Origin of the sequence: Desulfuromonas sp. TF (assembly GCF_000472285.1) — a bacterium.
GTDB lineage: Bacteria > Desulfobacterota > Desulfuromonadia > Desulfuromonadales > ATBO01 > ATBO01.
This window is the reverse complement of the sequence record NZ_KI421422.1, coordinates 85,537-105,575: the sequence shown is the minus strand read 5'-3', so window position 1 is coordinate 105,575 and position 20,039 is coordinate 85,537. Positions and strand designations below refer to the sequence as shown.

Annotated in this window: 16 protein-coding genes and 1 pseudogene; 15 read left to right on the top strand and 2 right to left on the bottom strand. The window is 54.5% G+C overall.

Annotated features, from left to right (window positions below; genetic code table 11):
• From gyrA to DTF_RS0115390, 15 genes and pseudogenes are all read left to right on the top strand, one after another.
• The coding region (gene gyrA / locus DTF_RS23885) for a DNA gyrase subunit A (protein ID WP_081703012.1) at positions 1 to 2,393 on the top strand (2,393 nt) is incomplete at its 5' end.
• Positions 2,326 to 3,204, top strand: a complete 879-nt coding sequence (locus DTF_RS0115460) for a tetratricopeptide repeat protein (RefSeq protein ID WP_027716049.1) — start codon at positions 2,326 to 2,328, stop codon at positions 3,202 to 3,204. The genes gyrA and DTF_RS0115460, both read left to right, overlap by 68 nt.
• Positions 3,205 to 3,239: 35 nt before the next feature.
• On the top strand, positions 3,240 to 4,241 hold the full coding sequence (locus DTF_RS0115455) for an NAD(P)H-dependent glycerol-3-phosphate dehydrogenase (protein ID WP_027716048.1): 1,002 nt from the start codon (positions 3,240 to 3,242) through the stop codon (positions 4,239 to 4,241).
• 18 nt (positions 4,242 to 4,259) lie between these two features.
• The gene (locus DTF_RS0115450) at positions 4,260 to 4,823 is read left to right on the top strand and encodes a peptidylprolyl isomerase (protein WP_027716047.1); all 564 of its coding nucleotides are present in this window, start codon (positions 4,260 to 4,262) and stop codon (positions 4,821 to 4,823) included.
• Positions 4,824 to 4,875: 52 nt separating this feature from the next.
• Positions 4,876 to 5,598 carry an endonuclease/exonuclease/phosphatase family protein gene (locus DTF_RS0115445; protein WP_155890843.1) on the top strand — a complete coding sequence of 241 codons (723 nt, stop codon included), beginning with the start codon at positions 4,876 to 4,878 and terminating at the stop codon, positions 5,596 to 5,598.
• Between the two features lie 28 nt (positions 5,599 to 5,626).
• Positions 5,627 to 6,277 (top strand): endonuclease III, encoded by a 651-nt coding sequence (gene nth, locus DTF_RS0115440; protein ID WP_035057526.1) that lies wholly within the window; start codon positions 5,627 to 5,629, stop codon positions 6,275 to 6,277.
• Between the two features lie 580 nt (positions 6,278 to 6,857).
• A pseudogene (locus DTF_RS27825) lies at positions 6,858 to 7,165 on the top strand (ORF6N domain-containing protein); the annotation flags it as partial.
• Positions 7,166 to 7,295: 130 nt separating this feature from the next.
• Positions 7,296 to 7,685, top strand: coding sequence for a four helix bundle protein (locus tag DTF_RS0115430; protein ID WP_035057523.1), 390 nt, complete (start codon positions 7,296 to 7,298; stop codon positions 7,683 to 7,685).
• 237 nt (positions 7,686 to 7,922) lie between these two features.
• On the top strand, positions 7,923 to 8,210 hold the full coding sequence (locus DTF_RS0115425; protein ID WP_027716043.1) for a hypothetical protein: 288 nt from the start codon (positions 7,923 to 7,925) through the stop codon (positions 8,208 to 8,210).
• 600 nt (positions 8,211 to 8,810) lie between these two features.
• The gene (locus tag DTF_RS26245; RefSeq protein ID WP_035057520.1) at positions 8,811 to 10,361 is read left to right on the top strand and encodes a DNA cytosine methyltransferase; all 1,551 of its coding nucleotides are present in this window, start codon (positions 8,811 to 8,813) and stop codon (positions 10,359 to 10,361) included.
• Complete coding sequence (locus DTF_RS27820; protein ID WP_081703023.1) at positions 10,354 to 10,770, top strand: DNA mismatch endonuclease Vsr; 417 nt, start codon at positions 10,354 to 10,356, stop codon at positions 10,768 to 10,770. The genes DTF_RS26245 and DTF_RS27820 overlap by 8 nt, the downstream gene beginning before the upstream one ends.
• 18 nt (positions 10,771 to 10,788) lie before the next feature.
• Positions 10,789 to 12,306: an ATP-binding protein gene (locus tag DTF_RS23875; RefSeq protein WP_051361365.1), complete on the top strand. Its 1,518-nt coding sequence runs from the start codon at positions 10,789 to 10,791 to the stop codon at positions 12,304 to 12,306.
• Positions 12,306 to 15,119: a Z1 domain-containing protein gene (locus DTF_RS23870; protein ID WP_051361364.1), complete on the top strand. Its 2,814-nt coding sequence runs from the start codon at positions 12,306 to 12,308 to the stop codon at positions 15,117 to 15,119. Before DTF_RS23875 ends, DTF_RS23870 begins: the two co-directional genes overlap by 1 nt.
• Entirely contained in the window at positions 15,116 to 16,138 is a 1,023-nt protein-coding gene (locus DTF_RS25680; RefSeq protein ID WP_051361363.1) for a PD-(D/E)XK motif protein, read from the top strand. The genes DTF_RS23870 and DTF_RS25680 overlap by 4 nt, the downstream gene beginning before the upstream one ends.
• The gene (locus DTF_RS0115390; protein WP_027716040.1) at positions 16,138 to 18,153 is read left to right on the top strand and encodes an AIPR family protein; all 2,016 of its coding nucleotides are present in this window, start codon (positions 16,138 to 16,140) and stop codon (positions 18,151 to 18,153) included. The genes DTF_RS25680 and DTF_RS0115390 overlap by 1 nt, the downstream gene beginning before the upstream one ends.
• A gap of 779 nt (positions 18,154 to 18,932) precedes the next feature.
• On the opposite strand, the gene DTF_RS0115380 is transcribed toward DTF_RS0115390, so the two are convergent.
• Together DTF_RS0115380 and DTF_RS0115375 are read right to left on the bottom strand one after the other, a co-directional pair.
• Positions 18,933 to 19,223 (bottom strand): type II toxin-antitoxin system RelE/ParE family toxin, encoded by a 291-nt coding sequence (locus tag DTF_RS0115380; RefSeq protein WP_027716038.1) that lies wholly within the window; start codon positions 19,221 to 19,223, stop codon positions 18,933 to 18,935.
• Entirely contained in the window at positions 19,213 to 19,458 is a 246-nt protein-coding gene (locus DTF_RS0115375) for a type II toxin-antitoxin system Phd/YefM family antitoxin (protein WP_027716037.1), read from the bottom strand. The genes DTF_RS0115380 and DTF_RS0115375 overlap by 11 nt, the downstream gene beginning before the upstream one ends.
• Between the last annotated feature and the right edge of the window lie 581 nt (positions 19,459 to 20,039).

Genomic DNA, 20,039 nt, shown 5'->3' with positions numbered 1-20,039 from the left:
GGGGGCAAAAGCCGGTCCATCGGCGGGTGCTTTTCGCCATGAACGAGCTGGGAAACGACTACAACAAGCCCTACAAGAAATCCGCTCGCGTGGTCGGGGATGTCATCGGTAAATATCATCCCCACGGCGACACGGCCGTCTACGACACCATCGTGCGCATGGCCCAGAGCTTCTCGATGCGCTATCCGCTGGTCGACGGCCAGGGGAATTTCGGATCGATCGATGGCGACTCGGCGGCGGCCATGCGTTACACCGAGGTTCGCATGGACCGGCTGGCTCACGAGCTTCTGGCCGACATTGACAAGGAAACGGTCGATTTCGGTCCCAACTACGACGACTCCCTTCAGGAACCGCTGGTTCTTCCCTGCAAGTTTCCCAACCTGCTGGTCAACGGCTCGGAAGGGATCGCCGTCGGCATGGCCACCAAGATCCCGCCCCACAATCTCGGGGAAGTGATCGACGGGCTGATCGCCGTCATCAACAATCCGGCTCTTCACGAAGACGAGCTTCTGGAAATAATTCCGGGCCCCGACTTCCCCACCGCCGGCTTCATCCTCGGCCGGGAAGGAATCAACGAGGCCTATCGCACCGGGCGCGGAATCATTCAGATGCGAGCCAAGGCGATGGTCGAGAAGGACCGCCGCACCGGGCGCGAGGCCATTATCGTCAACGAAATTCCTTTTCAGGTGAACAAGGCCCGCCTGATCGAAAAGATTGCCGACCTGGTCAAGGACAAAAAGCTCGAAGGAATCTCCGATCTGCGGGACGAATCCGACCGCGAAGGGATGCGCATCGTGATCGAACTGAAGAGGGACACCATTCCCCAGGTGACCCTCAACCAGCTCTACAAGATGACCCAAATGCAGAGCTCCTTCGGCATCATCATGTTGGCCATCGTCTCCGGCCAGCCGCGGATCCTGGCGTTGAGGGAGGTGCTCGACAAGTTCATCGAGCACCGCAAGGAGATCGTCACCAGGCGCTGCATCTTCGAGCTGAAAAAGGCCGAGGCTCGGGCTCACATTCTCGAGGGGCTCAAGATCGCCCTGGAGAATCTCGACGAGGTCATACAGATCATCAAGGCGTCGGCCAACTCCCCGGAAGCCAAGGAACGGTTGATCGCCCGCTTCCTTTTTTCCGACATTCAGGCCCAGGCGATCCTCGATATGCGCCTGCACCGTCTCACCGGCCTGGAACGGGACAAGATCATCAGCGAATACAATGAGATCCTGGCGCTGATCAAACGTCTCAAGGAAATACTGGCCAGCGAGGTGGAAATCCTCAATATCATCAAGGGGGAACTGACAGAGATCCGGGACCGCTACGCCGACAAGCGACGCACCGAGATCATCGAGAAAAAAGGTGAACTCTCTCTTGAGGACCTGATCGTAGAAGAAGACATGGTGGTCACCGTCTCGCACAGCGGCTACATCAAACGCAACGCCGTCTCCCTCTACCGGGCCCAGCGCCGCGGAGGGAAGGGCAAAACCGGGATGCGCCCCAAGGAGGAGGATTTCGTCGAACTGCTCTTCATCGCATCCACCCATTCCTACATCCTGGTATTCACCGACATGGGGAAGGTCTACTGGCTCAAGGTCCATGAAATTCCCCAGGGCGGAAGGGCCTCGCGCGGCAAGGCCATCGTCAATCTGCTTCAGATCGGTTCCGACGAGAAGGTCACCTCGATTTTGGCGGTCAAGGATTTCGTCGAGGGCAGATATATTGTCACGGCTACCCGCAATGGCGTGATAAAGAAGACGGACCTGATGGCCTACTCCAATCCCCGGGCTGGGGGGATCATCGCCCTGACCATAGATGAGGGGGACTGTCTGGTCTCCACCCGTCTTACCGACGGGCACATGGATATCCTGCTCGCCAGTCGGGACGGAAAATCGATCCGTTTCCCCGAGAAGAACGTTCGGCCCATGGGGCGGACCTCCCGCGGAGTGCGGGGAATGATGCTGGAGGGGGATGACCGGATCATCGGCATGGAGGTGGTGACCGAGGCGACGGCCGCCACGCTGGTCACGATTACGGAAAACGGTTTCGGCAAGCGCACCTCCCTGGACGAATACCGGCTGCAGAGCCGGGGCGGCAAGGGAATCATCACAATCAAGACTTCCGAGCGCAACGGCAAGGTTGTCGATATAAAGCTGGTCGATGAAGAATCGGATCTGATGTTTATCACCGACCGGGGCAAGGTATTGCGAACCAGAGTCGGCGCCCTTTCGATCATCGGGCGCAACACCCAGGGGGTGCGGCTGATGGTTCTGGAGCCGACAGAGCGCATTGTGGCAGTGGCCAGGCTCGCCGAAAAGGATGAGGATCATGGAGATAGAGAAGCTGAAGAAGCAGATTTTGCGGGAGGAGATGAGGAGGCGGAGGAAGAATTCTAGCCGTCCCCGCACATGGATCTGCATCCTGCTTCTTCTCCTGCTGGCGTGCTCCGTCGGAGCTTATTACCTGGCCACTTTGGACCAGAGGCTGGAGGCGCGCTATATCAGGGGCGAGAAGATGGTGGGAGCGGGTGAATACGGGGAGGCCGTAGAGATCTTTCGCGGCATTCACCGGGGCCATGGCAAATTTCGTCTCGCTCCCCAGGCCCTCTTTCGTTCGGCCGAAGTGCTCAATCACTACCTGGAAAGGTATCATGAAGCCATCCTCGCCTATCTGATGGTGGAGAAGGATTACCCTGATACCGACCAAGCCCGCAAGGCCCAGGAGCAGGTCGCGGAAATATACAAAAACAGCCTGAGGGATTACGGCCGGGCCATCGTCGCCTACCAGAAGCTTCTCGACAGCGGTGCTCCGGATGGGGACCGCATTCAATACGAAGTGGCAGACAGTTATTTCCGGCTCAACAACTTTGAGCAGGCCCGCATCGAATTCGAGAGTCTGCTGAAAAATTACCCAGAAAGCCCCCTTGTTGCCGGGGTTCAGTACCGGATAGCCGTCGCCTATTCACTCGAAGGGTCGTCCGAAGAAGCAGAAGAGGCGTTTCGGGTTACAATTGAAAAATGGCCCGGAAGTCCCTACACCGCCGAGGCCAGGTTCGGTCTGGCGACGGTTCTGGAAGAGCGGGACGAACTGAAGGCCTCCCTTCAGATACTCGAGGAACTGAAGGGGACCTACCCCAATGCCGAAGCGCTGGCCAAAAAGACCGACCAGGTCAAAGAGCGGATAGGTAAAAAGAAACGCGCCATTTAACCCCAAGTGACGAGTGACAAGTGACAAGTGACAAGTTGGAAATCGGCGTCATAGGCGCCGGCAGCTGGGGAACCACCCTGGCCGACCTGCTGGCCAAAAAGGGTTTCACCGTCACCCTCTGGGCCTATGAGAAAGATCTTGTGGAGCGTATGGGACGCAGCCGGGAGAACGATCTCTATCTGCCCGGCGTAGCCCTGTCCGAAAACCTTTCTTTCACCTCCGATCTGACTGAGGCGGTGGCCTTCAAGAAAGTCCTGGTTCTGGTTCCCCCTTCCCAGCTCATGCGCCAAGTGATGTCCCGGGCGGTGCCGCACATCGCGCCGGATACGGTGCTGGTCTCCGCCTCCAAGGGAATCGAAAACGAAACTCTTCAGACCATGTCCGAAGTTCTCAATGACCTTCTGGCTCCAGACCTGAACCGTCGGCTGGCCTTTCTGTCCGGCCCCTCTTTTGCCAGGGAAGTCGCCGCAGGGATGCCGACTGCCGTCGTGGCCACTTCCGGCGATTCCGAAATCGCCCGCAAGGTGCAGGAGATATTCAGCACCGAGGTTTTCCGGGTTTATACGAACGACGACGTCATCGGGGTCGAACTGGGGGGAGCTCTTAAAAACGTTATCGCGCTTGCGGCAGGGGTTTCGGACGGCCTGGGTTTTGGATACAATACACGTGCCGCCCTGATCACACGGGGTTTGGCGGAAATGACCCGGATCGGGATGGCCATGGGCGCCAATCCGGCCACCTTCTCCGGACTGGCCGGTATGGGAGATCTGGTGCTGACCTGCACCGGCGACCTCTCCCGAAACAGAACCGTGGGAATGGAACTTGGGCGCGGGAGAAGCCTGGAGGAAATACTGGCGGGAATGAACATGGTCGCCGAAGGGGTTAAGACGACCCTCTCCACTTTTCAACTGGCGCAGAAACTACAGATAGAGGTTCCCATCGTCGAACAGATGTATCTTATCCTGTACCAGGGCAAAGAGGCCCGCCAGGCGGTTACCGACCTTATGCTCCGGGAGTTGAAGCCGGAAGGGGTCTGATCCCCAAGGAGAAAAATCATGTCGAGAACAGTCGTGTTCCTGTTTGCGTTCCTGATCCTGGCAGCGCCGGTTCTGGGCGAGGAGAATGTGGTCATCCAGACGAATTATGGAGAGATCAAGCTTGCGCTCAATGAGGAGAAGGCTCCCATCACCGTGAAAAACTTTCTGCACTATGTCGAAAACGGCTTTTATGAGGGAACGGTTTTTCACCGGGTCATCAAGGATTTCATGATCCAGGGCGGCGGATTCACCCCCGACCTGAAACAAAAGGAAAATCTCGCACCTATTAAGAATGAGGCGGACAACGGCCTGAAAAACGGGCGGGGAACGATCGCCATGGCCCGCACGAATGTGGTGGACAGCGCCACCAGTCAGTTCTTCATCAATCTGAAGGACAATGATTTCCTCAATCATGCGGGGAACGCGCCCCCAGCTTACGGATACGCCGTTTTCGGAAAGGTTGTGGAGGGGATGGACGTTGTCGACAGAATCGGTACCAGCCCCACCAGGAGGAGCGGTCCGTTCCAGGATCTGCCGGTGGAGACCGTGATCATAAAATCCGTCAGGAAGGTGGAAAAGTAACAGGATAAACGCACCGTCGCCTTGTCTGCAGCCAAGGCGGAGAAGGGCTCCCGTGACAACCACCCGCGTCATGACATATAACGTCCGGCGCTGCCGGGGACGGCACGGTGAAGTAGATCCCGACCGTACGCTGAGCGTCATCGGTGCAGGAGCGCCGGATATCGTGGCCCTTCAGGACATCACTGCCGATCAGCTCGCCTACCTGGCCAGGCGGCTCGGCATGAAAAGCTACGGCAGCCCCGGTGAGGGCGGCAACGCCTTTCTCTCCTATCACATGCTGAAGGGGATTCGGGAATACGAGCTGGGAGACGGAGGCTGCTGCCTGCAGGCCGATGCGGAATTTTCCGGAAAACGCCTGCACCTCTTCGATGTCCATCTGGCTTTTGCGCCCGGGCGGCGTCACAACCAGATCGCAGGCCTGCTGGGGCCCGATATCCTGGGCAACCGCAACCTGGTCTGCCCGACCCTGATTCTCGGTGATTTTGCCGACCTGCTGGGCTGGATGGGTAATGTAAGTCTCTCGTTGTCTCTTCGCAGGGCTCCCCGTCTTCTGTGGAACGCCACCTATCCGGCCCGTTTCCCTGTGCTGGGGCGGGATCGCGCCTATCTGCGAGGAGATCTGCGGGTGGTCGACTCACGGATTCTTCGTTCATCCCTGTCCCGCCAGGCCTCTTCTCACCTGCCCCTGGTTCTGACCGTTCAGGTCATCGATCCCCGCACCTATCTTCGGGTTGAAAAGCTAAGCCGCAGTCGCATGGAGATCGCTCCGGGATGAGGGCAAAACTCCCCCTAGGAGATCTTTCATGATCCGATCCGATATCAGGAAAAAATCCCTCAAGGTTCTGGATATCCTGGCGGCTACCCATTCGGATGCAGCCATCGCCCTGGAGTTCTCCAACCCGCTGGAACTTCTGGTGGCCACCATTCTCTCGGCCCAGTGCACCGACGTGCGGGTGAACCAGGTGACGCGGGACCTCTTCCGAAAATACCCCGACGCGCGAGCCTATGCCGAGGCGGACCTCTCCGAATTCGAGAACGACATCCGGTCCACGGGCTTTTACAGGAACAAGGCCCGGAACATCGTCGCCGCCGCCAGAACCATCCTCGAAGATCACGGAGGGAAGGTCCCCTCCTCCATGGAGGAGCTCACCGACCTTCCCGGGGTGGGGCGCAAGACGGCCAACGTGGTCCGGGGGAATGCCTTCGGGCTGCCGGGGATGGTGGTCGACACCCACGTCAAGCGGGTTTCCTTTCGCCTGGGGTGGACGGCGGAAAAGGATCCCGGAAAGATCGAAAGGGATCTTTCCACGCTCCTCCCGGAAGAGCGATGGACGGAGGCCAGCCACGTCCTGATCTTCCACGGACGACGGATCTGCAAGGCCCCGGTTCCCAGCTGCTCGGGGTGCCCGGTGCTGGAATATTGTCCAAGGGCGGGAGTGATGAAGTCGCGCTAGTGAGGAACGGAATGGGACGAAAGCTGTTGACATTAAAGATTCCGCTTCACCCGGGGGGCGAAAAGATTCTGGCTTGAGAAGGGGATGGTGCTGCCGAAGGGCGGCTGAAAGGATGATCAGGGAAAAAGAGCCGCAGCCCGGTCACCGGTGCTAAACGGGAGCCTCGCGCAATGGGTCTCCAGCGTCAAGTTACGCACCTGCAGCATAGTTCCCCTTTTTGGTAAAAAACCTTCGCACCCGAGGGGGTGCGTGAACCAAGATCCTGTATAAGCCAGCTTTTCTTTGACATGAACCGCCGTTGCGGGTACTTTAGGGCATTCTTACATTTTGGTATGCTCTGGAGGGTTTTGATGAGAGTGCTGGGGGCAAACCGTAGAGATTGATGGGACCGCTTGGCGCCGTGAGGTGCGGGCGGTTTTTTTTGTCTCACGCGAAGCCGCGAAGGAACACGAAGAAGGGGGACGTGACAATTCCGGTAGAGGTCGTCGAGATTCGCTATTTTTCTCAGCAGGATACAAACTTGAAGTCACAATTTGTGACCTCAAGTTCACCTACTGTTACCGCGGAAAAGGAGGGGAATATGGAAAAAGTGAAAATTGATCTGCTCCGCATCGAACGATCCATTCGCCTGATTCGTGGCGACAAGGTGATTCTCGATGAAGACCTGGCAGAGCTCTACGGCGTCGAAACCAAAATCTCGACAGGTTTCCTGCCGACTTCATGTTTCAGCTGACGAATCAAGAATTTAGTGACTTGAGGTTCCAATCTGGAACCTCAAGTCAGTGGGGTGGCAGGCGCACTCCGCCCTACGCCTTTTCCGAGCAGGGCGTTGCCATGCTCTCCAGCGTGCTGCACAGTCCGCGAGCTGTGCAGGTGAACACATCGGTCCCGGGTCTCGGGTCTAAGGTCCCGAGTTAAAAGCCCAAGAAATAGACCAGGAACTCGGGATTCGGAATTAGAGACTCTAGACTCGGGACCCGAGACCAGGGACTCGGGACTTTATACAAGGAGGGGGATTGTGAAAGGGGTAAAGCATTTCGAGGAGTTGGATGTCTGGCAGAGGGCGCGGGAGATGGCCGGAGAGATCTACGCCTGCTGCAGGGATGGGGATTTCGCTCGTGATTTCGGATTGAGGGATCAGATCCGTCGGGCAGCTGTGTCGGTCGTCTCGAATGTCGCCGAAGGGTTCGAGCGGGGCGGTGACCGTGAGTTCCGCCAATTCCTGGCATTGGCCAAGGGGTCGTGCGGGGAAGTCAGGGCTCAGCTCTATGTTGCGCTCGATCAAGGGTATCTCAATCAGGAGAAGTTTGACCGCGTCAGTGCGCTGACAGTCCAGATCGGCCGAATGCTTGGCGGGCTGATGAATTATCTGAAGGTGTCGGATTATAAAGGGCAAAAGTTCAAATAAACTTCTCGGTCCTGGGTCCCGGGTCAAAGGTCCAGGGTCGAAAAGCCAATGACTCAAGACTCGGGACCAGAAGTTTAACGGACTCGGGACCAGGGACCCGAGACTCGGGACCTTAGGTATGGCGCCGGAAGGCGCGGCGTATCTGTGACTCTTCTTTGCTGGTTTTGGGGGCAAAATGGGGGCTTTAAGCGCTGTGGAGTGGTTAAAAATCGCGCTTTGTTGTTTGAAAACGGACACATGGTTTGGTCCGACCCCAATAGGCCGCGGCTTTCCAGCGTCCTCAATAGCGAGCGCGCCGTGCAGGTGAACATCGCCATCATGCGAGCCTTTGTGCAGATGCGGGAGTTGGCCTCATCCAACCGTGAGTTTGGCGAGCAAGTTCGCCGAGCTGGAGCGCGGGTAGGGAAGCATGACGAGGCCATCCACACCCTCTTCGACGCCATCCGGAAGATGATGCGGCCGGAGGAGAAGGGTAAGAAGTCGATCGGGTTCAAGGTGGAGGAGGACGGCGCGGCGTATGTGTGACTCTTCTCTGCTGGTTTGGGGCCAAAAAGGGGGTTTTAAGCTCAGTGGAGGGGTGATAAACTACTCTTTCTTGTATAAATACCGATGCTTGGCTTGGGCCGCCCCCGGCAACACCCAAGGCTCAATAGAAAAATAGAAAGGAACGTCCCTTCGGCCGTCTTTGAAAGGCATTTCGGATAAAAAAAGAGATTTATCCGCCTTTATCGGAAGTGATCAGATTTTATCCGCGTGAAAATAAGGTGTTTGGGGACTACCTGCGTAGAACTCGAAAGGGGAGGGGGAGACGATATCAACGGAGAACCCATGAGTGATCTATTTGCCAGTATCAAACGCGGGCTCGAAGAGGCTGTCGCGCACCAAAACGGGGAGAAAACCGTCTTTTCACTCCGGAAAAGGTCGATGTCAAACAGGTCCGGGAGCGGACCGGCCTGACCCAGGAGCAGTTCGCGGCTGGTTCTCCTCAACGCGGTCGCGAAGGGCCCGGGTACTGTTTTGTGGATATTGACGGGGAAAAGAGAATAGCAGAATTCGCCCCCTTGTTCGTCCACCAAAGATGACCCGAATAACCGCGCTAATTTGTTCAAGAGATAACAGATATATATGGCGATACCAATAATCGATTTATTTGCTGGCCCGGGCGGGCTGGGTGAAGGCTTCAGCCAAGTTGGATGGCGCGAAGGGAATCCTTTCTTCCGGATCGGCCTTTCAGTTGAAAAAGAAACTTTTGCGCATCGTACTCTTCGACTCAGAAGTTTTGTACGGAAATTCCCCTATGATAAAATCCCGGAAGAATATTTTCAATTTTTAAAAGAGGGTAGACCCCCTGAGGCTCTTTTTTCACTAAAAAAATTTTCAGAGCAGGCTCGAACTGCAGAAAATGAAGCTTGGAATGAGACTCTTCGTAATGACGATGATTTCAATACGGCTCTTGATGTACGAGTCCGTATGGCTCTTCGGGGTAATGAGAATTGGGTACTTATTGGAGGGCCTCCCTGCCAGGCCTATTCCGTCGTTGGTCGTTCCAGAAATAAGGGCGAAAAAGATTATGTTCCGGAAAAGGACGACCGCCATTATCTGTACCAGGAATATTTGCGGATTGTAGGTGTCCACAATCCGGCAATTTTTGTCATGGAAAACGTTAAGGGACTGCTTTCGTCCAAGGTTAACGGCAGTGCAGTTTTCAAGCAGATCCTGCAAGATCTTCGAGCCCCTTTAAATGGCCATGGTTGCAGATACCGAATCTTCTCACTTGCTATAGCCCCCCATTCTTATGATGAGCCGGAATTTGTGGACAAGGATTTTGTAATTGAGTCTGAAAAGTATGGCATTCCTCAGACCAGGCATCGGGTTATTCTTCTCGGGGTCAGAGAAGACATTTGCCAAAAAGGTGTCAGGCCCTCCGTTTTAACTGAAGAAAAAAGAATCAGTCTTTATAAGATTCTTACTCTTCCAGAATTACGGAGTGGAATTTCCAGGGGTAAATATAATGAGAGTGACTGGATGCAGGCTGTTAAAAGGTTCCCAGTAAACAAATTGAGACAAGAGATAGAGCGCTTGTCGGATCGCTGGACGATGGAGAATATCCGGGATGCCTTAGGTGGTCTGAGGGTTCCATCAAGTGATATGGGTGGTAACTTTGTGGATAAGCCGCCATCCTCAATAAAAGCTGAACACCTGAGGGTCTGGTATGAAGATGAACGTATTAAAGGAGTTTTCAACCATTCAGCAAGAACGCACATGGAGTCCGATCTTCACCGATATTTATATGCATCCAGTTTTGCCAAGGCAAAGGGAAGGTCTCCAAGAATGGAAGAGTTTCCTGAGCTTTTAAAGCCAGCACACAAAAACAGAGACTCCGGTGATTTTGATGACCGGTTTAGAGTCCAGGTGACTGGAAAACCTGCGACTACAGTGACCTGCCATATATCAAAGGATGGACATTATTTTATCCACCCTGACCCCTCGCAATGTAGAAGCCTGACGGTCAGAGAAGCAGCAAGAATTCAGACTTTTCCAGATAATTACTTTTTTTGCGGCAACAGGACAGAGCAGTATATCCAAGTAGGTAATGCGGTTCCGCCATTGTTGGCGAACAAGATAGCATTGATTGTAAAGAAAATGCTGATAGAGGCTTTTGGCGACTGTGGTTGATCGAATCACTAAAGAACGTCGCAGTTGGAACATGTCGAGAATCCGCTCCAAGGATACATCGCCTGAAAAACTAGTGCGATCTTTTTTGCATCGGGCAGGTTTTCGCTTCAGACTTCATGTAAATAAGCTTCCTGGCAGTCCAGATATTGTGCTTCCGAGGCATTGGACTGCCATTTTTGTTCATGGGTGCTTCTGGCATCGTCATGAGGGATGCAAGTTCGCATATTCTCCAAAGTCGCGGCGGGAGTTTTGGGAAGCGAAATTTCAGGCGAACGTGAAACGGGATGCCGTCGTCAGGCAACAGCTTGAGGACCTTGGCTGGAACGTAGGGATCGTTTGGGAATGCCAAACCAAAGATGAGCGGACACTGGTTCAATGCATTGAATCCATTCTGCCATTATGCAAGTGAAGGGTACGGAGGTATTACTTGAAAGAATGGCTCATGTCCGAAGACTTTGAGGACTGTCCGCCACGGGCTGAGGCAATGATCCACTCCCTGAGGGCCTTTGGTTACGATCTGGGTATGGCCATCGCCGATCTGATCGACAACAGCATTTTTGCCGGAGCTTCGAACATATGGCTCAGTTATGACTGGAATCACGGCGATCCATGGGTGGCCCTGCTTGATGATGGCAGGGGCATGTCCGAGGCCAGACTGGTTGAGGCAATGCGGCTGGGAACCCAGAGTCCACTCGAGGAGAGAGATAAGACTGACTTGGGAAGATTCGGGCTGGGCCTTAAGACGGCATCTTTTTCACAATGTAAGTTGCTGACAGTACGGACTAGACAGGCAGGAGGAGCACCCTCGACCAGATATTGGGATCTCGACCATGTGGAGCGGACCAAAATGTGGCAACTCGGGCGGAACCCTCCAGCGAACATTCGTGAACTTTTGCGCCCGCTCGACGATCTTGAGCATGGGACCATCGTCGTTTGGAAGGCACTTGATCGGATCGTGGATCACAGCATTACGGATCGGCATGATCCGAGAGATGCGTTTCTGGGTCGTTTCTTGGCCGTTAAGACATACTTAGAAATGGTTTTTCATCGTTATCTGGAGAAACGTCCCAAACGGATCAAAATTAAGATCGGCATTAGTGAATGCAGTGCGTGGGACCCTTTTCTGCTTAGAAACAATTTTACCCGTGAACTTTCCAGCGAGAGACATGAAGACAACCGGGTCAAGGTCGTTCCCTATGTCCTTCCGCATGTCTCGAATAGATCTGTTCAGGAGAATGAACAGGGTGGTGGAATCAAAGGGTGGAACGCTCAGCAGGGGTTCTATGTCTATCGAAATGACAGAATGATCGTCTCGGGGGGGTATCTTGATCTGGACCTCAAGCCCGAGGAGCATTACAAGCTGGCTCGTATAAGTATCGACATCACCAACGACATGGATCATGAATGGTCAATTGATGTCCGCAAGGCCGTGGCTTCACCACCCGACCGTCTTCGAAACGAGCTGCTGCGAATTGCAAGAGCGACACGTCAGAAAGCATCCGAAATCTACAGAGCCCGTACTGGTGCACGAAGAAGGGGTGCCACAGCAAGAGCGACGAATGATGTCTGGCTCAAACGTGAAGCGGACGGAAAGATTACCTACAGGGTGAACAGCAGCAACCCCGTACTGGTTAAACTTCTGGAGGAGATCGACGCCCCGCGTGGGTGGGCGAAGAAACTCTTTCATGTTCTTGAATCTACCGTCCCGCATCGACTCATCATTATGGATGGGATTGAAAACGAAGACTGCCATGTTGATCTTCCGGAAACTCTTCATGCGCCACCCCCGGGGCTCATGGACTACTGCAGGGAGATCTACCTGGACAAGCTGCGCGAGGGCAGGTCACATGAAGAGGCGGTCGATATTGTCTGCAGTATCGAACCATTTGATGTCCACCCAAGCTATCGTGCAACCCTTGATTCTTTTGCGGAGGGAAGAAACTGATGGAGCAGATCTACGAGGAAATCATCAAACTCTCATTTGCCTATTTTGAAAGCAGACCGGTTACTCCCGAGACGATCTGGGACTACATCGCACGAGCCAAGGGCTTCTATCCGGAGCACTCACTCGACGAAAAGAGACTCTTCAACGCCCTTGAAACAGTTCATGCTCCAACCATTTCCGATGATGCCAGAATTCTGGAAGATTCGGAGGGCCACGAGGACTGGTTCAATCCCGACACGCACCTGCCTCTCAAACGGGACTTCAAGTGGCATTTCTGGGACCACTATCAGCAGTATCTGCTGCTCAGGAAAAGATGGCCGAAGAACATCGTCAAGAGCATGGACCGATTTTCGAGTCTGGTCCTCTCAAGGATCGAGGATCCGCTGCGAGCGGGGTACTGGGATCGACGTGGGATGGTCGTCGGCAATGTCCAATCGGGAAAGACGGCGAACTATACAGCCCTGATTACAAAGGCTGCGGACGCCGGATACAAGCTCTTTGTCGTGCTGGCCGGTGTGCACAACAGCCTCCGAAGCCAGACCCAGGAAAGGCTCAACGAAGAATTCCTGGGTTATGATCTCGAAGTCATTCAACGGATCACCGGCCAAGAACGCCGTATAGGCGTTCGCAGAATGTTCAACGATCATAGGACTGTGAATACGCTTACCAGCTCCGCGGACTGTGGCGATTTCAGTCGTGTTGTCGCAAATCAGGCCGGCATCATCCCTTCCACGACGGGCGACCCGATCATTCTTGTAGTAAAGAAGAATGTGTCCATCCTCCGGAACCTCATCGAGTGGGCCACCAGCCTAGCTAGACCGGACAGCAGCGGCCATCGTGTCGTTCAGGACATCCCGCTGCTTCTTATCGATGATGAGTGTGACTTCGCTTCAGTGAACACCCGCGAACCGGTGAGGGATGAATTCCATAACATCATCGAAGACTGGGACCCGACCCGCACCAATCTGCTCATCAGGCAGCTGCTGTCGAGCTTTGCAAAGAGCAACTATATCGGCTATACGGCCACGCCCTTTGCCAACATTTTCATTCACAAAGATGATCCACATCCGATTTACGGCGACGATCTCTTCCCGAAGCATTTTCTCGTCAGTCTTCCCCAGCCTGACAACTATGTCGGCCCGGAGAAGCTTTTCGGCCTAAGGGGCGACCCGGATGTTGGCATTGCCGCGCTCGAGCCTCTCCCACTCCTGCGCGACGTCGACGATACCGAAACGGTCATTCCCGGAAGTCACAAGTCCCACTTGGTCATAAATGAATTGCCGGAATCACTCATAAGGGCGATCAAATCCTTTCTTCTGGTCTGCTCGGCGAGGAGACTGCGTGCTACAGGCACACCGCACAATTCCATGCTTATTCATGTGACACGATTTACCGGTGTTCAATCACGGGTGAGGGATCTCGTAGAGTCGGAGCTTTCCAGACTTTCGGGGCGAATCATGAGCGGCACCGATTCGCTGGACGACTTCAGGGATCTTTGGGAGGAGGATTTCATTCCGACGAGTGTCGAGATGAAGAGAAGAGATTTCAAAGACGCTCGGATTCATGACTGGTCCGAGATCCGCCCCGTTCTCTTCGACGTGATCCGCTCTCTGAAGCTTAAGGGTATCAACGGTGAAATCGGAGATACGCTCGACTACCGTCAGTCGGAACTCAACGCAAGGCAGAGGGTTGAACGGGGCGAGACAGTCCCTTGGGCGGAGTCGGGTGCGACCATCATCGCAATCGGCGGGGACAAACTCTCTCGTGGCCTGACTCTTGACGGCCTTTCCGTCTCCTACTATCTGCGTGCGGCCAGGATGTATGATACCCTCATGCAGATGGGCAGATGGTTCGGTTACCGTGACGGCTACAATGATCTCTGTCGGATCTACACCACGGAAGAGCTTATGCGCTGGTATCAGCACATCGCTCTGGCCAATCGTGAACTCAGGAACGAGTTCGACTACATGGAGGCCATCGGCAGTTCGCCCGAAAAGTTCGGCCTCAAGGTTCGAAAGCACCCTGGACGTCTCGCCATAACAGCCGCTGGCAAGGCTAGGGCAACAGAGAGGATGCAGATCACTTTTGCAGGCCGATGTCTGCGTACGATTGTTTTTGATCCCAGATTTTCAGCGCCCAACATGGAGGCGCTGGAAGGGCTAATCGAGGAAATCGGGCGGGAGCCTGACCGGGAGATAATTCCAGAGAAGCCTCGCTTTTACTGGACGAATGTGCCACCGCAGTTGGTCACGAAGTTTATGCGAAGCTATGTGACCCAGGAAGACGAGAAGCGGGTTGTCGATCCGGCCCGCATTGCCGACTATATCGACCGACAGACCGCCCGGAATGAGTTGACGGACTGGCACGTCGTTCTGGTCTCCAATTCAAATCCAATCCACAGGTTTCCGGTTGGTAAATATGAGATCGGCGCCGTTCTGCGCAAACCCCTCAGGAGAGTGGAGGAGCGTCTCATCTCCATAGGTACTCTGACAAGCCCCATGGATGAATACATCGATATGGAGAAGGACGAATATGAAAGGGTAAGGAAGCTGTATGAACGCCTCAAGATTGAGGACGAGGACGACAAGACGAGATTCGCAGCTTTCGCCCGATTGGAGAGACCTAAAGAACGCGGCCTGCTGCTGATCTACTTTCCCGCCTGTGACGATGATGTCGAGGGAGGGGCCTTCCGTTACGGACTTGATGGGAAAGAGGTTGTGGGCTTCGCGGTTAGTTTCCCGGGGAGTGATACCGCCGAGCCCATCGAATATGTGGTTAACTCGGTCTATGCGGACGGGGAGGATGCCGCGTGACTGGGGGCATGCAGGACCGACTTGTTGAGATCTGGAGGGATCTGGCTGTGCACCCGGAGGGCAACCTGTCCTTTACGGGGCGCAGATACCGTCGGCTGGATCTGGAGAGGGAGAGTGGATTCCGACTCAGCTGTCTCTTCCCTGCACAATTCTGGGAGCTTCTGGTCGAGGTTCCTCCCGATGGTGCCGGTGGTGAGATCCAGTTCCCACAGTGGCAGGGCATGGCCTTTGAATTGCTTTTCCTGGATGTCCCGGCCAAGGGGTCAAAGCACATATCATTGCGACTGGATGATAAGGACCTCCAAGATGTCTTCGTGACGGTATGCGCCGATCTGGCGGCCGAGCTTCAGGAACTGGTTGGCCCGGATCAGCGACAGAAAACACTTGCAGACTTTCTCGACAGGTGGTCTCGGTTCTTTGATAAACAGGGCTGGCTCGGACTTTCAAAAGCAAGTCAAAGAGGTTTGTATGGAGAGCTCTGGTTTCTTCGTCGGCTTCTCGACTCCGGTTTGCCACCATCACATGTCATCGGGGCATGGAAGGGATGCGAGAGGGCCTACCATGACTTCGAAATGTCGGGGAAGATTGTGGAGGTCAAAACGACGCTTTCCAAGGAACCCAAGAGAGTCCGCATCAGTAATGAAAGGCAGCTCGATGACAGAGGCCTTGAGTCTCTGCATCTTCTGGTTCTGTCGCTTGTGAGTTCCCTAGGAGGTGGGGAGTCCCTCCCCGGGATCATTGAAGAGCTGCGAAAGAGATTCGTTTACTCCCCTGGCTGCCGGAGACGGTTCAATCATGCACTCGGTGAGGCGGGATACCTTGAGGTGCATGCGGGTCAGTATGTTTCAACGTACGAAGTGAGAAGTGTGGAATTCTTCCAGGTCAAAGAGGGGTTCCCGAGGATTCTCGAACTACCTTCAGGTACCGGGGACCTGAGCTATTCGCTGATCATCGCGGCGATTTCCGCCTTTGCGTCCGATATGGATGAATTTCTAAAGCAGCTTGCCGGGAGAGCTTGATGGCGGACTCTGACCTCAGAGAGTACTACCGCAGTTTCTTAGAGGACATCCAGGCGTCGGCCCATGCGGCTGAAGCCCTTCGGGAGGACATCTTTGTCTCAAAAATGGGTGAGCTTCTTGAGGACTACGGGGAAATCGAATCGTTTGTTCCCTGCCCCTACCGTGGCAGGGGTATCAAGGTGGATGGATACTGCTTTGACGAGGAGTTCAGGGATATCACACTTCTTGTCTCCTGCTTCCTCGATGAACCCAATCACGAAAGAATCAAGGTCAATGACAGTACTGTCGACGACCATTTTGGCAGGCTTTCCAGATTCTTTGAGAAGAGCCTTAAAGGGTTACACAAGACCATCGATGTCTCGGATGAGGCTCATGACCTGGCAAAGTTGATTCATGAATGCCGAGATGACATCAGGAATGTGAAGCTGATTCTGGTGACCAATGGTGTTGCGAAGAAGCGCCCCGCCGAAGTGAGAGAGCACGACGGTGTGGATATCACCAACATCATCTGGGATTTGGAGAGGGCCCATCATTTTCAGAAGACGGGTGAAAGAGAGAGGATAACTATTGATTTCCAGGAGCAGTGCGGAGGAGCATTGCCGTGTACCGTTCTGGTACAGAACGGGAAGTATTCTACCTATCTTGCCTTCATCCCGGGACAGGCATTGGCCGACATGTATTCGCTGTGGGGGGTTCGCCTGCTCGACATGAATGTCCGGGTTTTTCTTACTGCCAAGGGAAAGGTCAATATGGGCATCCGGGAAACCATTCGCAAAGAGCCGGAAATGTTCTGTGCCTACAACAATGGGCTGACCGTCTTTGCCCGCAGCATTGAGACGATCGAGTCCGGAAATGGCGGCACGAGTCTGCTCCGCGTGGAAGACTTCCAAATCGTTAACGGCGGCCAGACAACCGCCTCTCTGTATCATACGCAGAAACAGTACAAGAGCGATCTCTCCGATGTCCGAGTTCAGATGAAACTGACTGTCGTTCATGACGAATCCCTGATAGATGAACTGGTTCCCCGAATCAGCGAATATTCCAATACCCAGAACAAGGTACAGTCGGCCGATCTTGCGGCGAATCAGGCTCCTCATCCGGAAATTCAGGCGATATCCAAGGCGATACCCTCCCCCGACCCGACAGGAGGATCACGGCTGACCTACTGGTTCTATGAACGTGCCAGGGGCAGCTATGAGGAATACCGGAACCTGACAGCCAGAACGCCTGCGCGGAAGAGGGAGTTTGATGCACTGAGACCCAAGGCGCAGAAGTTTGACAAAATCCGGTTCGGAAAGGTGTGGAACTCATATCTTCAGCTTCCGCATGTAGTCAGTCTTGGATCACAGAAGAACTTTGCCCGGTTCAATGAGTGGCTTCGTGGACAGAAGGATGAGGACTGGTCCGCCTTTTTCAGAAAGACTATTGCACTGCTGATCCTCTGGCGCGAAATGGAGAAGACGGTGCGCCGACTCAAGTACCCGGGGCATCACCACCTGATTGTTACCTATTCGTTGGCTTGGTTGTTCCATCTGACAAAGTCAAGAATCCATCTTGGTAAGATATGGGACACGCAGAGTATTGATCAGGCCATCCTCGATTTTCTTGAGGTCATTTCAGGAATCGTCAACGAGCATATACGCGATACCCAATCGAACATTGGTGAATATGCCAAGAAGGAAGAGTGCTGGTCGAAGCTCAAAGAGAAGAATCTAAAGGTGCCTGATAATGTGTCGGACAGCTACATTGAGCAAACTGGAGTGACAATTCACAGGCCGGACCTACCTGCCGAGAAAGAGGATATCGAGTTCTGCATGCAGAAGGGTGGTGTCCCTTGGTTCCAACTGGCAAGATGGCTCAAGGAAAGGGATTTCCTTACTGGAAAGGCACGAAGTCAGTGTGTAAACATGGGCAAGGCGATCAAGAGTGGGCGCGAGCCCAGCCCCCAACTAAGCCGTCCCTGCAGAAAGGCTTGGGAAGAGGCAGAGATTCGTGGCTGGGTCTGGGAGGAGTGATCTCTGCTTTCCAGAACCGTATAGGGATAGAAAATCCCAGGGGGACGCTGGTAAGTTATGTAAGTTATTCACCATCCCCCCCTTCAGCTCGGCTCTTACCTGCTCGACCACCAGGCAGACCGCAACGTGACTCCGGCCGGTCAGCCTACTCAGCATCGACTCCATTATTTGGGGTCCGGCGTCCAAGATAGCAAGAGCAGCCTTTGTCGGGGTTCGCGGGACAGGTCCGGAGTCGCGGGGATAGGTGTGGTAATTCCTCTTTTGTAACAGATAGTCGCAACCATATTTTCCCCTGAATCAAGAGCCCATGCAGAACCTCCTCCCCAAACTCACCCGCCTCAAAATCGACCGCTCCCGAGGCGCCGCCCCTCACAAACCCCTTCTCCTCCTCTGCCTCCTCGACCAAGGTCCAAAGTCCCGGGTCCAAGGCTTGCCGGCCATAGCCGAAAAGCGACGGCTGGTCCAAGGGCCAAAATCCAGGGGGCCTGGCGCCCCCCCCCTGAACGAAATTTACCGTTGGCATTTCAGGTGGTTGGCTGGTATAGTCTGTGCCGTGGGGAATTGTTTTAGTGAATGACTCCGGCAGTTTCAGGATATCTCATGACCGCCAACGATCTGAAAGGGAAAAGCTCCCGGGAAAAGCTCCCGGGTCAGGCTTGACATTCGGAGATTCGCAACCTGGTGTTTTTGGGTAAAGTAAGAGGCGTTTTCGGATCGGGGGGGCAAGCGGGTCAGGCCTGAAAGACTGCAATTTGGAAATGGCGGGCTGGTGCGTTAACTCACTCCCTCACCCGCTTACCCGCCACCTTGTACACCGCCAGATTCTCCCGCTTTCCCACCGCCACGACGATGACCACCACCCGGCTGGCGTCCACCTGATAGACCAGCCGATAGCCGGCATTTTTCAGCTTGATCTTATAGCAGTCGGCCATTCCCTTGAGCCGGGCCGATTCGACACACGGCCGGACCAGGCGCTCGGCAAGCTTCTTCTTAAACTGTTCACGGATCGCCCCATCGAGCTTCTTCCACTCCTTCAGGGCCGATTCCTTGAATTCGAGGCTATAGCTCATCGAGGGAAACCGGAACAGACGGTTCACCCTCCCGCTCTTTGACGACGCGGGAGAGCTCGTAGTCTTCGAGCTTTTCCATGAGGGCCTCGAAAGCCTCGGCGGGGACGAGATAGGCGCTGGGTTTGTTGTGGTTCAGGATAGCGACGGGGGTCCCCTCGGCTTCATGGATGATCCGGGAAGGGTTTTTCTTCAGGTCGCTGATGCTGACTGAGGCGCGGGCATATAGTCTTTCCATTTTGAGACCTCTTTTGTGTGCTGTTTTTAGCTCTAAATATAGCTCATGTTTTTGGAGATGGCAAGAGGCTCCTCGGAGCGGTTGGAATGATAGTGGGGACGTCCCTTGCTATTTTTCTAAGTGGGGAAAGCATTGATCGGAGTCTCGCCGGCGCAAGTCCGGAATTCCTCTTCCGTAACAGATTGTTGCAACCATATTTTTCTCTGAATCAAGATCGAACCTCCGCCCCAAACTCTCCCGCCTCAAAATCGACCGCTCCCGAGGCGCCGCCCCTCACAAACCCCTTCTCCTCCTCTGCCTCCTCGAATTCGCAGAAAACGGTCCAAGGTCCCTGGTCTTGGTCCTCAGTCCAAGTCACGTGGGACGGACCGGATGCCGACCTCATCCCCCTGAACGAAGTTTCCCGTTGGCCTTTTAGGGAGTTGCCGGTATAGTTCGGGGAGAGGAAGATGACCTTCCAGAGGGAGTGGGAAGATGACACTGTCCAAGAGGGAAAAAGAGACGCTGATCGTCAATTTCGCCGGCAAAGGGGAAGTCCTGTACGCGGCGTAAGGGTTTTCAGATTAGAGAGCGGAAAAAAG